17 protein-coding genes are annotated in these 15672 nt (G+C 61.8%); 15 read left to right on the top strand and 2 right to left on the bottom strand.

The genetic code is table 11. The features are described from left to right. Nucleotides 1-131 precede the first annotated feature (131 nt). The 3 genes from C4J94_RS23960 to C4J94_RS23950 are packed head-to-tail and all read left to right on the top strand — an operon-like array spanning nt 132 to nt 1810. Nucleotides 132-485, top strand: coding sequence for a CidA/LrgA family protein (locus tag C4J94_RS23960; protein WP_124388355.1), 354 nt, complete (start codon nt 132-134; stop codon nt 483-485). Continuing rightward, on the top strand, nt 482-1198 hold the full coding sequence (locus C4J94_RS23955) for an LrgB family protein (RefSeq protein ID WP_124388354.1): 717 nt from the start codon (nt 482-484) through the stop codon (nt 1196-1198). The genes C4J94_RS23960 and C4J94_RS23955 overlap by 4 nt, the downstream gene beginning before the upstream one ends. Before the next feature lie 21 nt (nt 1199-1219). Then, nucleotides 1220-1810, top strand: coding sequence for an LON peptidase substrate-binding domain-containing protein (locus tag C4J94_RS23950; protein WP_124388353.1), 591 nt, complete (start codon nt 1220-1222; stop codon nt 1808-1810). A gap of 15 nt (nt 1811-1825) precedes the next feature. On the opposite strand, the gene C4J94_RS23945 is transcribed toward C4J94_RS23950, so the two are convergent. Together C4J94_RS23945 and C4J94_RS23940 are read right to left on the bottom strand one after the other, a co-directional pair. Continuing rightward, entirely contained in the window at nt 1826-3142 is a 1317-nt protein-coding gene (locus tag C4J94_RS23945; protein WP_124388352.1) for a bifunctional DedA family/phosphatase PAP2 family protein, read from the bottom strand. A gap of 154 nt (nt 3143-3296) precedes the next feature. Next, nucleotides 3297-3980 (bottom strand): DNA-3-methyladenine glycosylase, encoded by a 684-nt coding sequence (locus C4J94_RS23940; protein ID WP_124388351.1) that lies wholly within the window; start codon nt 3978-3980, stop codon nt 3297-3299. A gap of 174 nt (nt 3981-4154) precedes the next feature. Here C4J94_RS23940 and C4J94_RS23935 point away from each other — a divergent pair, with 174 nt between their 5' ends. The 12 genes from C4J94_RS23935 (at nt 4155) to lipA (ending at nt 15569) form a co-directional block, all read left to right on the top strand. After that, entirely contained in the window at nt 4155-5420 is a 1266-nt protein-coding gene (locus C4J94_RS23935) for a glutamate-5-semialdehyde dehydrogenase (protein ID WP_124388350.1), read from the top strand. Further along, nucleotides 5420-6064: a nicotinate-nucleotide adenylyltransferase gene (gene nadD / locus C4J94_RS23930; protein WP_124388349.1), complete on the top strand. Its 645-nt coding sequence runs from the start codon at nt 5420-5422 to the stop codon at nt 6062-6064. Before C4J94_RS23935 ends, nadD begins: the two co-directional genes overlap by 1 nt. 69 nt (nt 6065-6133) lie before the next feature. Next, nucleotides 6134-6628, top strand: a complete 495-nt coding sequence (gene rsfS / locus C4J94_RS23925; protein ID WP_003176298.1) for a ribosome silencing factor — start codon at nt 6134-6136, stop codon at nt 6626-6628. Nucleotides 6629-6637: 9 nt separating this feature from the next. Then, nucleotides 6638-7105, top strand: coding sequence for a 23S rRNA (pseudouridine(1915)-N(3))-methyltransferase RlmH (rlmH, locus tag C4J94_RS23920; RefSeq protein ID WP_003176297.1), 468 nt, complete (start codon nt 6638-6640; stop codon nt 7103-7105). Between the two features lie 15 nt (nt 7106-7120). After that, a complete protein-coding gene (gene mrdA, locus C4J94_RS23915; RefSeq protein WP_124388348.1) occupies nt 7121-9019 on the top strand; it encodes a penicillin-binding protein 2 in 1899 nt (632 codons plus the stop codon). 31 nt (nt 9020-9050) lie between these two features. Beyond that, complete coding sequence (gene rodA / locus C4J94_RS23910) at nt 9051-10154, top strand: rod shape-determining protein RodA (RefSeq protein ID WP_164485628.1); 1104 nt, start codon at nt 9051-9053, stop codon at nt 10152-10154. Nucleotides 10155-10171: 17 nt separating this feature from the next. Next, a complete protein-coding gene (gene mltB, locus C4J94_RS23905) occupies nt 10172-11182 on the top strand; it encodes a lytic murein transglycosylase B (protein ID WP_124389037.1) in 1011 nt (336 codons plus the stop codon). Next, on the top strand, nt 11182-12186 hold the full coding sequence (locus C4J94_RS23900) for a septal ring lytic transglycosylase RlpA family protein (protein WP_124388346.1): 1005 nt from the start codon (nt 11182-11184) through the stop codon (nt 12184-12186). The genes mltB and C4J94_RS23900 overlap by 1 nt, the downstream gene beginning before the upstream one ends. 184 nt (nt 12187-12370) lie before the next feature. Continuing rightward, a complete protein-coding gene (locus tag C4J94_RS23895) occupies nt 12371-13528 on the top strand; it encodes a D-alanyl-D-alanine carboxypeptidase family protein (RefSeq protein ID WP_124388345.1) in 1158 nt (385 codons plus the stop codon). Nucleotides 13529-13613: 85 nt separating this feature from the next. Beyond that, the gene (locus C4J94_RS23890; RefSeq protein WP_124388344.1) at nt 13614-13895 is read left to right on the top strand and encodes a DUF493 domain-containing protein; all 282 of its coding nucleotides are present in this window, start codon (nt 13614-13616) and stop codon (nt 13893-13895) included. Beyond that, the gene (lipB, locus tag C4J94_RS23885) at nt 13895-14542 is read left to right on the top strand and encodes a lipoyl(octanoyl) transferase LipB (RefSeq protein ID WP_124388343.1); all 648 of its coding nucleotides are present in this window, start codon (nt 13895-13897) and stop codon (nt 14540-14542) included. The genes C4J94_RS23890 and lipB overlap by 1 nt, the downstream gene beginning before the upstream one ends. 25 nt (nt 14543-14567) lie before the next feature. Further along, entirely contained in the window at nt 14568-15569 is a 1002-nt protein-coding gene (gene lipA / locus C4J94_RS23880; protein WP_164485627.1) for a lipoyl synthase, read from the top strand. Nucleotides 15570-15672 lie beyond the last annotated feature (103 nt).

The following is a 15672-nucleotide window of genomic DNA, read 5'->3' as shown; positions in this document are numbered from 1 at the left end:
TTTAAGGGATACAGAGAACCAATGTAGATCATCATGGGCAATCGGCCCGGTCAACGACATGCTTTTGGCGAATGCCGGAGCATAGGGCCGGCGTGCTTATAATGCGGATGGGTTTTGAGGGGGCAAAGAGGATGCTGTTACGTGGCCTGACCTGGCTGGTGCTGTTTCAATTGATGGGCACCGCGATCAACCATTTGCTGTTGCCGGTATTGCCGGGGCCGATCATCGGCCTGTTGCTGATGCTTGGCTTTTTGATCTGGCGCGGTGAAGTCAGCGAGCCGCTGAGCCTGGCGGCCAGCAGCCTGTTGCGTTATTTGCCGTTACTGCTGGTACCGCCAGCGGTGGGCGTGATGGTGTATGTCAAAGACATCGTTGCAGACTTCTGGGCCATCGTTGGCGCACTGGTGCTGTCGCTGGTGATCGCCATGGCCGTTGTGGGCGTGCTGATGCAACAGATGGTCAAGCGCAAGGAGACGGACCAATGATGTTCGACTGGCAGGGCGCCTGGACGGCGGTCATTCATCACCCGTTGTTCGGTATTGGCATCACCCTGGGCGCTTATCAACTGGTGCTGGCGGCGTTCGAGAAAACCCGCTGGATCTTTCTGCAGCCGGTGCTGGTCTCCATGTTGCTGGTGATTGGTGTGTTGCTCGGCTGCGGCCTGAGCTACGCCGAATACCGCAAGAGCACCGAGATCATGGGCATTCTGCTGGGGCCTGCGACGGTAGCGTTGGCGGTGCCGCTTTATCTGAACCTGCGACGGATTCGCCAATTGTTCTGGCCGATTTTTACTACGCTGGTAATAGGTGGGGTGCTGGCGACCGGCCTGTGCGTGCTGTTGGGCTGGTGGTTCGGCGCCGAGCACCGGGTGCTGATGACCATGGCGCCCAAGTCGGTGACCTCGCCGATTGCCATGCTGGTGGCCGAGCAGATTGGTGGCGTGGCGGCATTGGCGGCGGTGTTCGTGTTGATCACCGGGGTGGTCGGCGCGATGGTCGGCCCGGCGCTGTTGTCGCGCCTGGGCGTCTACAGCCCTGAGGCGCGCGGCATGGCCTTGGGCATGACCGCCCACGCCGTCGGCACCTCGGTGGCCCTGCAGGAAAGCGAGGAGTGCGGCGCCTTTGCGGCGCTGGCGATGAGTTTGATGGGCGTGGCCACGGCGGTATTCCTGCCGCTGGCCGTGTCGGTGATCGTTTAAACCGGGTTTAAGGAAACCTTTATGAGTCTGGCGCTGTTTCCCCTCAACACTGTGCTGTTCCCTGGCTGCACGCTCGATTTGCAACTGTTCGAGGCGCGCTACCTGGACATGATCAGTCGCTGCATGAAAAAGGGCGAAAGCTTCGGCGTGGTGTGCATCCTCCACGGCAAGGAAGCCGGCATGGCCACGGACGGCTACTCGCTGATCGGCTGTGAAGCGCTGATCCGCGACTTCAAGCAACAGGACAACGGCTTGCTGGGCATTCGTGTCGAAGGCGGGCGGCGTTTCCGCGTATATGACGTTGAGGTGCAAAAGGACCAGTTGCTGGTAGCCCAGGTGCAGTGGTTGGAAGAGCTGCCGGACCAGCCGCTGGAAGACGAAGACGCCGATCTGCTGGCGCTGCTGCAGGCATTGGCGGAGCACCCGATGGTCGCTTCGCTGGATATGGATGCCCGTGCCGAGGGCCAGCAGGCCCTGGCTAACCAACTGGCGTATCTGCTGCCATTCACCGAGTCCGACAAGGTCGACCTGCTGCAACTGGACGATCCGCAGCAGCGGCTGGATGCGATCCAGATGCTGCTGGATGAGTTGCAGGGTGAGTTGTTCACCTGAGATCTAGGCCAAGGCTCAATAGGCGTACCGGAGCAGCGCGTGCGAGGTGCCGGTAAAGGCGATGAAAGCGAGCACGGCCACCACCGCAGGCAATACCAGCCACCAGGCTTTTTGCGTCATCGGCGGCAAGGGGCTGCGGTATTGAATGACGGTGAGGCTGAACGCACACACGCTCATTGCCAACAGCGTGCCGGCCAGGATGTCCGTGGGCCAGTGAGCGCCCAGGTACACCCGTGACAAGGCAATGAACGCGGCGGGTATGCAGCCCAGCAGCAGCCAGGTCAGGCGTAACCGCGTGGGTTGGCCTCGACCGGCGAGTACCGCCAGGGCCAGAAAGAACGCAAACGAGCCTGAGGCGTGGCCGCTGGGCATGCTGAAGCTGGTGAGCGGGTCGATCAGGATTTCCGGGCGGCCACGGGCGAAGAACAGCTTGGTGCCGGTATTAATCACGGCGGCGCCGGCCAGCGTGGCGCCGACGAATACCGCGTGACGCCACTGTCGCGCCAGTAACAGCAGGCCGGTGAACACTGCGCTGGCCACGAACATCTTCTTGAATTCGCCCAACTGAGTGAGTTGCACCATCACCTGATCGAGCCATGGGCTGCGGTGTTCCTGCACCAGTGCGCTCAGGCCCTGGTCGAAATCGTTCAGGTGTGGGTAGCCGATAAACAGCGCGACCAGCAGAACCAGGCTGGCGCAGCCCACCCACAGGGTGGCGCGACGATGGCCGCGCAGGCTGCTGTTCAGGCTCAACCCCAGCAGTACCGCCAGGCAGGCGGCGACAATCGCCGCTTCCGGCCAGAAACCTTCGGGCAATGGCAGGCGGAACGCAGCGCCGGCGGCCCACCCCGGCAGCAGATAAGCCACGGTCCAACCTGCTGCGGCGACTACGCTCACGGCCGCGAAGCGCGGGAACGGCATGTCGCACATACCGGCCACCATTGGCAGCATGGGGCGCAGCGGGCCGATGAAGCGCCCGACCAGCAGGCTGGCGATGCCGTACTTATGGAAGTAGGTTTCCGCGCCATTCATCCATTCTGGATGCTGACGAAGGCCGGGCAGGCGCCGAATGTTCTGGTGGAAATGTCGACCCAGGTAGTAGGAAACCCCATCGCCCAATAAACCGCCGAGAAATCCGAGCAGCAGGGTTTCACTCAACGACAGCGCGCCGCTGCCGGCGAGTGCGGCAATCGCAAACAACAGCACGGTGCCCGGCACGATCAGCCCGGCGATGGCCAGGCACTCCACGCACGCGACGATAAACACCGCCGCCGCCAGCCATTGTGGGTTGAGGGTAAGCCAGCCGGTGATGCTATCGAGCCATTGGCCCATACAATCCACTCCATCAAGTGTGGGAGGGGGCTTGCCGCCGATGGCAATGTGTCAGGGAAACATTCATCCACTGTCACACCGCCATCGGGGGCAAGCCCCCTCCCACATTAAAATTCCTATGCGGCAGGTATCGATTCCGGCCGGTTCAGTCTGTTCAAATCAAAAAATAATCGCGGCCTTCGACCTGCCCGCGCCGCAGCGGGTTCCGCGTGCAGTAAGGCGCATAGCCAGCATCGACGAAGCGGTACATCAAATGCTCATCGCGCCCGCTGGGAATGCCCAGCCGCGTGGTCTGGATGATCTGCGTCGGTACCTGGCCCACGTCTTCCACATACAGCAGTTCCTGATCGAAGCGCTTGGCATCCCACATCGGCACTTTCAAGCCCAGGGCCTTGCACAGCAGCGTCTGGCCCGCACAGAGTTTCTGCGAGGCGCGCGGGCTACCGTCGGGGTTGGGGTTGTTCAAGAGCATTTGCGCCAGGCTCGCCGGGCCGGACACTTCATCGACCCAGGGGTAAGCTGATTTGATCAATACGGCATTGCCGGGGCCATGGGCGCTGAAGTTCAGCGAATCGCCACCACGGGCGTAGTACATGTAGATGTGCCCGCCATCCAGAAACAAAGCCTTACGTTTTTCTGTGTAGCCGAGGGAGGCGTGGCTGCCTTTTTCGGCCACGTAATAGGCTTCGGTTTCAATAATCCGCGCCGAAAGCCAGGTTTCGCCAACACGATGGCGGATGACTTTTCCAAGCAGTTCTTGCGCGAGCAACTGTGCGTCGCGGTCGAAGAAGCTGTCGGGGAGGGCGCTGGCGGGCAGTTCAGGGGTCATTCTGGACATAACGTTCAGGGTTATTACGGCTAAATGTGACGGAATCATAACAACTCCCACCTTAATTACCGCTGAACCCCGGGTTTTTACAGTTCATTTCGACCATCCGCCCCTCACCGCTGTCAGTCGAGCGGCGTCACAGCTATAATCTGCCGCTTTCCTCTTTGCCAAGACTCCCTGACTATGACTGAGTCCGTTCTTGACTACATGACCCGCCTGGGTCGCGCTGCCCGTCAGGCCTCGCGGTTGATCGCCCGTGCGAGCACCGCGCAGAAGAATCGCGCGCTGTTGGCCGCCGCCGACGCTCTGGATGCTTCGCGCTCCGAGTTGGCCGCGGCCAACGAACAGGACCTGGCCAACGGCCGTGCCAATGGCCTGGAACCGGCCCTGCTGGACCGCCTGGCACTGACCCCGGCGCGTATCGACGACATGATCGAAGGCTTGCGTCAGGTGGCCAAGCTGCCTGACCCCATCGGTGAAATCCGCGATATGCGTTACCTGCCGTCCGGCATCCAGGTCGGCAAGATGCGCGTCCCCCTGGGCGTGATCGGCATCATCTATGAGTCGCGCCCGAACGTGACCATCGATGCCGCGAGCCTGTGCCTCAAGTCGGGCAATGCCACCATCCTGCGTGGCGGTTCCGAGGCGATCAATTCTAACCGTGCCATCGCCGCCTGCATTCAGCAGGGCCTGGCCGTGGCCGAGTTGCCCGCCGAAGTGGTGCAAGTGGTGCAAACCACTGACCGTGCGGCAGTTGGCGCGTTGATCACCATGCCCGAATTCGTCGACGTGATCGTACCGCGCGGTGGCAAGAGCCTGATCGAGCGCGTCAGCCGCGACGCCAAGGTACCGGTGATCAAGCACCTGGACGGCGTGTGCCATGTCTACATCGACATTGCCGCCGACCTCGACAAGGCGATCCGCATCGCCGACAACGCCAAGACCCACCGCTACGCGCCGTGCAACACCATGGAAACCCTGCTGGTGCACGCCGGCATTGCCGAGCGCGTGCTGCCGCCGTTGGCTGCCATCTACCGCGACAAGGGCGTGGAGCTGCGCGGTTGTGAACGTACCCGTGCGTTGCTGGGCGCGGACGTGATCGAGGCGACCGAACAGGATTGGTACACCGAGTACACGGCGCCGATCCTGTCGATCCGCATGGTCGACGACCTGGACCAGGCCATCGAGCACATCAATAAATACGGCTCCAAGCACACCGACGCCATCGTCTCCGAGCATTTCAGCGATGCCCGGCGTTTCCTCAATGAAGTGGATTCCGCTTCGGTGATGATCAACGCCTCGACGCGCTTTGCCGATGGCTTCGAGTACGGCCTGGGGGCGGAAATCGGCATCTCCACCGACAAGCTCCATGCCCGTGGCCCGGTTGGCCTGGAAGGCCTGACCAGCGAGAAGTACGTGGTGTTCGGCGACGGTCATGTGCGCACTTGATGGGTAAACGCATCGGGCTGCTCGGCGGTACTTTCGACCCCGTGCACATCGGCCATTTGCGCAGTGCCCTGGAAGTCGCGGATGCCCTGGCGTTGGACGAGTTGCGCCTGATGCCCAATTTTCGGCCGCCCCATCGCGATACGCCGCAGGTTTCAGCGCAGCAGCGCCTGGAAATGGTGCGCGTTGCCGTGGAAGGAATAGCGCCGCTGGTGGTGGACGATCGCGAGCTCAAGCGCGATAAACCGTCCTACACTGTCGACACCCTGGAGCTGATGCGCGCCGAGTTGGCCGCTGATGACCAATTGTTTCTGCTTTTGGGCTGGGACGCATTTTGCGGCCTGCCCTCTTGGCACCGCTGGGAGGAACTCCTCCAGCATTGCCACATCCTGGTTTTGCAACGCCCGGATGCCGACAGCGAACCGCCGGATGCCTTGCGCAACCTGCTGGCCGCGCGGTCGGTAAGTGACCCCTTGGCCCTGACCGGGCCGAACGGGAATATTGCATTCGTCTGGCAGACCCCGCTTGCGGTGTCCGCCACCCAGATCCGTCAACTGCTGGCCAGCGGTAAGTCGGTACGTTTCCTGGTGCCTGACGCGGTCCTGGCCTACATCGATGCGCACGGGCTTTACCGTGCGTCGAACTGAAAAGGCGCGCTTGTCGCTACGCACCGTCGTGCAGCGAGCGCCCGAACATACGAGCAAAACGAGTTTTATATGACGAACAAAGACGTAAGCAAAGTTAAGCGCAAAGGCACCTTCAAAAGCGCGCCACTGCCGGTAGAAGCCCACGTTGGCCCGGAACTGGCTGGCGAAGAGCTGGTAAAGGTTGCCGTGGCTGCTCTGGAAGATGTGAAAGCCCAGGACATCCAGGTGCTGGACGTGCGCGACAAGCAGAGCATCACCGACTTCATGATCATCGCCACCGGTACCTCCAACCGCCAGATCGGCGCGATGCTGGACAAGGTTCGCGAAGCGGTCAAGGCCCAGGGCGTGAAGCCGCTGGGTGAAGAAGGCAAGGGCGACAGCGACTGGGTGCTGCTGGACATGGACGACGTGATCGTTCACATGATGACTTCCAACGCCCGCCAGTTCTATGACCTGGAGCGTCTGTGGAAGGGCGCCGAGCAGAGCCGTGCCGCCGATGGCAAGCACCACAGCCCGGAAGTGGGCCACGCGCACTTCGACAAGCTCAACAAAGACCAGGAATAAGGAACGGCTGTGCGCCTGCGTCTTATCGCTGTCGGTTCACGCATGCCCAAGTGGGTGGAAGAAGGCTGGCACGAGTATGCCAAGCGTCTGCCTGCTGAGCTGTCGCTTGAGCTGGTGGAAATACCGCTCAACACCCGGGGCAAGAATGCCGACGTGGCGCGCTTTATCCGTCAGGAAGGCGAAGCCATGTTGGCCAAGGTCGGCCCCAACGAGCGCATCGTCACCCTCGAAGTGCACGGCAAGCCCTGGAGCACCGAGCAATTGGCGGTGGAACTGGACCGCTGGCGCCTGGATTCGCGCACCGTCAACTTCATGGTCGGCGGCCCCGAGGGGCTGGCGCCGGAAGTCTGTGCGCGGGCCGACCAGCGCTGGTCGCTGTCGGCACTCACGTTGCCACACCCGTTGGTAAGGATTCTGATCGGTGAACAGCTGTATCGCGCCTGGACAGTTCTGTCCGGGCACCCTTATCACAAATAATCTGCGCCATTGCCGATGACCCAGCCGATCCGCATCAAGGACCACGAGAAAGACGCACGTCTTGTACGCGCGCGCGTGGTATTTGGCGCGGTCATGGTGGTGGCGCTGATTGCGGTGCTGATCGCGCGCCTGTATTACTTGCAGGTGATCCAGTACGAGTATCACTCCACCTTGTCGGAAAACAATCGGGTGCATGTGCAGCCGATTCCGCCGACCCGTGGGCTGATTTTCGACCGTAATGGCGTGGTGGTGGCGGATAACCGGCCCAGCTTCAGCCTGAGCATGACCCGCGAGCGTTCCGGCGACTGGCAGCAGGTTCTCGATGTGATTGTCGAGGTGCTGCAGCTGACGCCGGAAGACCGGGTCATCTTCGAGAAGCGCATGAAGCAGGGGCGCCGGCCCTTCGAGCCGGTGCCGATCCTGTTCGAGCTCAACGAAGAACAGATCGCCCGGATCGCGGTGAACCAGTTCCGTCTGCCCGGCGTGGAGGTGGTGGCGCAGTTGGTGCGGCACTACCCGCAGGGGCCGCACTTTGCCCACTCGGTCGGCTACATGGGGCGCATCAACGAGAAAGAGCTCAAGACCCTCGATCCGGTCAACTACAGCGGCACCCATCACATTGGCAAAACCGGCATCGAGCGTTTCTACGAGCCCGAACTGCATGGCCAGGTGGGTTACGAAGAAGTCGAGACCAACGCCCGTGGCCGCGTGTTGCGCGTGCTCAAGCGTACGGACCCGATACCGGGCAAGGACATCGTGCTGAGCCTGGACATCAAACTGCAGGAAGCCGCGGAAATGGCCCTGGGTGGTCGTCGCGGTGCGGTGGTGGCACTGGACCCGAAAACGGGCGAAGTGCTGGCCATGGTCAGCCAGCCGAGTTTCGACCCCAACCTGTTCGTGACGGGCATCAGCTTCAGGGCCTACGCCGAGTTGCGCGATTCCATCGACCGGCCGCTGTTCAACCGCGTGTTGCGCGGCCTGTATCCACCGGGTTCGACCATCAAGCCGGCGGTGGCGATTGCCGGCCTGGATTCGGGTGTGGTCACGGCGTCGAGCCGGGTCTATGACCCCGGCTACTACATGCTGCCCAACTACGATCACAAATACCGTAACTGGAACCGCACCGGCGACGGCTATGTCGACCTGGACACCGCCATCATGCGCTCCAACGACACCTATTTTTATGACCTGGCCCACAAGCTGGGGATTGATCGCCTGTCCGCCTACATGGGCAAGTTCGGCCTCGGCCAGAAAGTCTCCCTGGACATGTTCGAAGAATCCCCCGGCCTGATGCCGTCACGGGAGTGGAAGCGGGCGACGCGTCGCCAGGCGTGGTTCCCCGGCGAAACCCTGATCCTCGGCATCGGCCAGGGTTATATGCAGGCCACCCCGTTGCAACTGGCCCAGGCCACTGCGCTGGTGGCGAACAAGGGCATCTGGAACCGTCCCCATCTGGCCAGGACCATCGAAGGCGAGAAACCGGTGGATGAGAACCCGATCCCCGATATCGTCCTGCGCGATCCTTCCGACTGGACCAAGGTCAATCACGGTATGCAGCAGGTCATGCACGGCGCCCGTGGCACCGCACGCAAGGCGGCGGTCGGTGCGCAGTACCGCATCGCCGGCAAGAGCGGTACCGCCCAGGTGGTGGCGATCAAGCAGGGCGAAAAATACGACCGTTCCAAGGTTCAGGAGCGCCACCGCGACCACGCCTTGTTCGTCGGTTTTGCCCCCGCCGACGACCCGAAAATCGTGGTGGCGGTGATGGTGGAGAACGGTGAGTCCGGCTCCGGCGTCGCGGCCCCGGTGGTGCGCCAAGTGATGGACGCCTGGTTGCTGGCCGCCGATGGCAGGCTCAAGCCCGAGTATGGCGGCCCCCCTTCAAGCCCCGAGGTTACGGCCCGTGAAGAGTAATTTTGACCGCATCCTCTCCAGTGAGGACGTGATGCGTCGCCGTGCGACGTTGCTGCAACGCATGCACATTGATGGCCCGCTGCTGGTGCTGCTGCTCATATTGGCGGCCGGCAGTCTGTTCGTGCTGTATTCGGCCAGCGGCAAGAACTGGGACCTGCTGATCAAGCAAGCGTCGTCATTCGGCCTGGGCCTGTTGTCGATGGTGGTGATCGCCCAGCTCGAGCCGCGCTTCATGGCACGCTGGGTGCCGCTCGGTTATGTCGCCGGGGTCTTGCTGCTGGTGGTGGTGGACGTGATGGGTCACAACGCCATGGGCGCGACCCGCTGGATCAACATCCCCGGGGTGATTCGCTTCCAGCCGTCGGAATTCATGAAGATCCTCATGCCGGCCACCATCGCCTGGTACCTGTCCAAGCGCACGTTGCCGCCCCAGCTCAAGCATGTGGCCATCAGCCTGTTGCTGATCGGCGTGCCGTTCATTCTTATCGTGCGCCAGCCCGACCTCGGCACGTCGTTGCTGATCCTGGCGGGCGGCGCGTTCGTGCTGTTCATGGGGGGCTTGCGCTGGCGCTGGATTCTCAGCGTGCTGGCCGCCGCCGTGCCGGTGGCCGTGGCCATGTGGTTCTTCTTTATGCACGACTACCAGAAGCAACGGATCCTGACATTCCTTGACCCGGAGAGCGACCCGCTGGGCACCGGCTGGAACATTATCCAGTCGAAGGCGGCGATCGGTTCCGGCGGCGTGTTCGGCAAGGGCTGGCTGCTGGGTACCCAGTCGCACCTGGACTTTTTGCCGGAAAGCCACACCGACTTCATTATTGCGGTGATGGGCGAAGAGTTCGGTCTGGTAGGCATTTGCGCGCTGCTGCTGATCTATCTGCTGTTGATCGGGCGCGGGCTGGTGATTACCGCGCAGGCGCAGACGTTGTTCGGCAAGTTGCTGGCCGGCAGCCTGACCATGACGTTTTTTGTTTATGTTTTCGTCAACATCGGTATGGTCAGTGGCCTGCTGCCGGTGGTGGGGGTGCCGTTGCCATTCATTAGCTACGGCGGAACTTCGCTGGTGACATTGCTGTCAGCGTTTGGGGTTTTGATGTCGATTCATACGCATCGCAAATGGATCGCACAGGTTTGAATAAGGTGAAGATGTCAATGCAAGTAATGCGCGGCTGGGCGACTCGGCATGCGTCCTGGATGGGCCTGATCGGGCTGCTGGGCGCAACGCAGGAGGCGCAGGCCGGTGACTACGATGGTTCACCTCAGGTTGCCGAATTTGTCGGTGAGATGACCCGCGACTACGGTTTCGCCGGTGAGCAACTGATGGGCGTATTTCGCGAAGCCCAGAAAAAGCAGGCCATCCTCGACGCCATTTCGCGCCCCGCCGAACGTGTGAAGCAGTGGAAGGAATACCGCCCGATGTTCCTCACCGACGCCCGCGTGGCGCGGGGGGTGGACTTCTGGCGTCAGCATGAAGCGGTCCTGGCCCGCGCCGAACAGGAATACGGCGTGCCGGCCCAGGTCATCGTCGCAATCATCGGCATCGAAACCTTCTACGGGCGCAATACCGGCAGCTACCGGGTGATCGACGCCTTGTCGACCCTGGGCTTCGATTACCCGCCGCGCGCCGAGTTCTTCCGCAAGGAGCTGCGCGAATTCCTGCTGCTGGCCCGCGAAGAACAGGTCGACCCGCTGACCCTCAAAGGCTCCTACGCCGGGGCAATGGGCTTGCCGCAGTTCATGCCCAGCAGCTTTCGCGCCTACGCCGTGGATTTCGACGGCGACGGGCACATCAACATCTGGAGCAACCCGGACGACGCCATCGGCAGCGTGGCCAGCTACTTCAAGCGCCACGGCTGGGTTACTGGCGAGCCGGTGGTGATCCGCGCCGATGTGACGGGCGAACGCGCCGACGAAGGCCTGACCCAGGGTATCGACCCGGTGAAGACCGTCGGGGAGTTGCGAGCGCTGGGCTGGTCGAGTCAGAATGCGCCACGCGATGATATGCCGGTGACAGCGTTCCGCCTCGAAGGCGAAAATGGCCCGGAATACTGGATGGGCCTGAAGAATTTCTACGCAATCACGCGTTATAACCGCAGTGTGATGTACGCCATGGCCGTGCATCAGCTGTCAGATGAGCTGGTTCAAGCACGGGGCAACAAGTAATGCGGGTATCGCCGTTCAAAAAACCGCTCAAGCTGGTGGCGTTCGCCGCGTTGTCCTTGTTGGTCGCCAGTTGCTCCACCACGCCGAACCGTGCACCGGCCAAGAAGGCCGGTGGTACCGTGGTTCGCGCCCAGCCGGGCCTGGATATCAACCGTGCGCACAAAGACGGCGCGCCGTGGTGGGACGTGGATGTGTCGAAGATCCCCGACGCCACGCCAACCTTGCACACCGGCCCGTACAAGGCCAACCCGTACACCGTATTGGGCAAGAATTACTTCCCGCTGCAGGAATCCAAGACCTACGTGCAGTCGGGCACGGCGTCCTGGTACGGCACCAAGTTCCATGGCCAGAACACCGCCAACGGCGAAGTGTATGACCTGTATGGCATGAGTGCGGCCCACAAGACCCTGCCGCTGCCCAGCTATGTTCGCGTGACCAACCTGGACAACAACCGCACGGTGATCCTGCGGGTCAACGACCGTGGACCGTTCTATTCGGACCGGATCATCGACTTGTCCTATGCCGCCGCGAAGAAACTCGGTTACGCCGAAATCGGTACCGCACGGGTCAAGGTCGAAGGCATCGACCCGGCGCAGTACTGGGCCCAGCGTGGCAAGCCGGCGCCGTTGATGCTCAACGAGCCCGCCACACCGCAACCGCAAGTGACGGCGTCGACCGGCAAGATCGAACAATGGACACCGCCGCCCGCGCAGCATGCGCCGGACACGGTCGTCGTGCCCCATGCCGCGCCTGGCGCCTCCACCGTGGGCGGGCAGTACCTGCAGGTGGGCGCTTTCGCCAACCCGGATGCGGCAGAACTGTTAAGGTCCAAGCTCAGCGGCATGGTCAGCGCGCCGGTGTTCATCAGCTCCATCGTGCGTAACCAGCAGACCCTGCACCGTGTGCGCATGGGGCCGATCGGCTCGCCCGGCGAAGTTGCGCAAGTGCAGAACAGCGTGCGCCTGGCCAACCTGGGGTCGCCCAGCGTAGTGACTGCCGAATAAGGCAATGAAGGATTGAAGGTTCAGGCGCGTGCGCGTGCCGGGGCCCTGGTTGTTGGCTCGTTGAACAATAAAAACCCAGGGGCAAGGGGTGAGCGGGCAACCGAACACGTGACAGTCTGGAAGCGGGCTGTCTGAATAGTTTTGCCCGCGAGGGCAAGTTTCCATAAGCAATTTCGAGAGACGGATGAACATCACCACCTTAGCCAAACGTACGTGCCTGCTTATCTCGCTGATCATCACCCCGGCCGCCTGGGCGGTTGAGATGGTGCCGGCTTCCCCGCAACTGGCCGCCAAGGCCTGGGTCCTCATGGATGCCGCCAGTGGCAACGTGCTGGTGGAGAACGGCGGTGACGTGCGCCTGCCGCCTGCCAGCCTGACCAAGCTGATGACTGCCTACATCGCGACCCTGGAAATCCGTCGCGGCCAGATCGGCGAAAACGATCCGGTGACCGTCAGCGAGAACGCCTGGCGTACCGGCGGTTCGCGGATGTTCATCAAGGTCGGCTCCCAAGTCACCGTCAGCGACCTGCTGCACGGCATCATCATTCAGTCCGGTAACGACGCCAGCGTGGCCCTGGCCGAACACATCGCCGGCAGCGAAGACGCGTTCGCCGACATGATGAACAAGACGGCTGGCGATCTGGGCATGACCAACAGCCACTTCATGAATCCGACCGGCTTGCCGAACCCGGAGCACTACTCGTCGGCTCACGACATGGCGATCCTGGCGCGCGCAATCATCCGCGTCGACCCGGTGCACTACGCTATCTACTCCCAGAAGGAATTTTTCTGGAACAACATCAAGCAGCCTAACCGCAATCTGTTGTTGTGGCGCGACAAGACTGTGGATGGCCTGAAAACCGGCCACACCGACGAAGCCGGCTATTGCATGGTGTCGTCCGCGGTACGTGACGGCCAGCGCCTGATCGCCGTGGTCTTCGGCACCAACAGCGAGCAGGCTCGTGCGGCCGAGACGCAAAAACTGCTGACCTACGGCTTCCGCTTCTTCGAAACCCAGACCTTCTACCAGAAGGGTGCGGAGCTGGCGACCGCGCCGGTATGGAAGGGCGCAACCTCGCAGGTCAAGGCCGGCCTGGCTGACGATCTGACCCTGACCATGCCTAAAGGCCAGCTGAAAAAGCTCGCCGCCAGCATGACCCTGAACCCGCAACTGGTTGCGCCAATCGCCAAGGGCGACGTGATCGGCAAGGTTGAAGTGAAACTGGACGACAAAGTCGTGCACAGCGCTGACCTGATCGCACTGGACGCCGTCGACGAAGGTGGTATCTTCCGCCGCGTGTGGGATAGCATCCGTCTATTCTTCTACGGCTTGTTCAACTGATTGTGTGCACCTGCAAAGCCCCGCGTTGATCCAACGCGGGGCTTTGCCCGTCGCCACGGCTTAGCGCTTACGAGGCTGTTCTGCCATGACCGATAAAGAAGTAGAAGTAAAGGCGCCAAAGATCGAATTCCCGGTGACGGATTATCCCATCAAGGTAATCAGCGATACCGGTGTTGGCCGTAAAGACTTGATCATCGAGATTGTGCGTAAACACGCGACGATCAACGATGAGCGCGTGGATGAGCGTTCCAGCTCGACCGGCAAATACACCACGATCCAGTTGCACATCATTGCGATTGATCAAGACCAGCTCTACAACATCAACAGCGAACTGCGGGCTACCGGCTTCGTGCACATGGTGTTGTGATGTCACAGGTCCTGGGCTTTCGCGAGCTCGGCCGGATGGCTTACGAGCCGGTCTGGCACGCCATGCAGCGCTTTACCAACGAGCGCGGCAGCTCGGCACCGGATGAAATCTGGCTGGTCGAACACCCTCCGGTATTCACCCAGGGGCAGGCCGGCAAGGCTGAACATCTGCTACTTCCGGGTGATATTCCGGTGGTGCAGGTCGACCGTGGTGGTCAAGTGACTTACCATGGGCCTGGCCAACTGGTGGCTTACCTGCTGCTGGATGTGCGCAAGCTGGGGTTTGGCGTGCGTGACCTGGTAAGCCGCATGGAGGCGTGCCTGATCGAGCTGCTGGCCAGTTACGGCGTGACCGCCGCGGCCAAGCCCGATGCACCGGGTGTGTACGTGGATGGCGCGAAAATCGCCTCCCTGGGGCTGCGCATTCGTCACGGTTGTTCCTTTCATGGCCTGGCCCTGAATGTGGACATGGACCTGGCACCGTTCCGGCGGATCAACCCGTGTGGCTATGCGGGGCTTGCGATGACCCAGTTGAGCGACCATGCAACACCCATAGAATTTGCCGAGGTAAGTGCCCGGCTGCGCGCGCAGCTCGTCAAACACCTCGACTATGCTGAGCAGACGACCCTGACGGGCGGAATCGATTGATATGACTACTGATGTTGTGCAAACCATGATCCCGACGCTGGACGTTACCGAGCGTCCAGCCCCGGCCCCGCGTGCCAAGGTGGAAGCCGGCGTCAAGCTGCGCGGCGCCGAGAAGGTTGCACGCATCCCGGTCAAGATCATCCCGACCACCGAACTGCCGAAAAAGCCTGACTGGATTCGCGTGCGCATCCCGGTCTCGCCGGAAGTCGACCGTATCAAGGCCCTGCTGCGCAAACACAAGTTGCACAGCGTGTGCGAAGAGGCTTCCTGCCCGAACCTGGGTGAGTGCTTCTCCGGCGGCACCGCCACCTTCATGATCATGGGCGACATCTGCACCCGTCGTTGCCCATTCTGCGACGTAGGCCACGGTCGTCCGAAGCCTCTGGATGTCAATGAGCCGCAAAGCCTGGCCATCGCCATTGCCGACCTGAAACTCAAGTACGTGGTGATCACTTCGGTGGACCGTGACGACTTGCGTGACGGCGGTGCCCAGCACTTTGCCGACTGCATCCGCGAAATCCGCAAGCTGTCGCCGAACGTGATGCTCGAAACCCTGGTGCCCGACTACCGTGGCCGCATGGATGTGGCGCTGGAAATCACCGCCGCCGAGCCACCGGATGTGTTCAACCACAACCTGGAAACCGTTCCGCGCCTGTACAAGGCTGCGCGTCCGGGTTCGGATTACCAGTGGTCGCTGACCCTGCTGCAGAAGTTCAAGCAGATGATGCCGCACATTCCGACCAAATCCGGCTTGATGCTGGGCCTGGGCGAAACCGACGAAGAAGTCATCGAAGTCATGAAGCGCATGCGCGAACACGACATCGATATGCTGACCCTGGGCCAGTACCTGCAACCGTCCCGTAGCCACTTGCCGGTGCAGCGTTTCGTGCACCCGGACACCTTCGCCTGGTTCGCCGAGGAAGGTTACAAGATGGGCTTCAAGAACGTGGCTTCCGGCCCGCTGGTGCGCTCTTCGTACCATGCTGACGAGCAGGCCAAGCTGGTCAAGGCAAGCCTGGTTTCGTAACACAGACCCAATGTGGGAGGGGGCTTGCCCCCGATTGCGATGTGTCAGTCGATCCTGTATTGACTGTCACACCGCCATCGGGGGCAAGCCCCCTCCCACATTT

This window comes from Pseudomonas sp. R5-89-07, assembly GCF_003851685.1.
In the GTDB taxonomy this organism is placed as follows: domain Bacteria; phylum Pseudomonadota; class Gammaproteobacteria; order Pseudomonadales; family Pseudomonadaceae; genus Aquipseudomonas.
The sequence above is the reverse complement of the archived record's forward strand: the minus strand, read 5'-3'. Positions and strand labels throughout refer to the sequence as shown.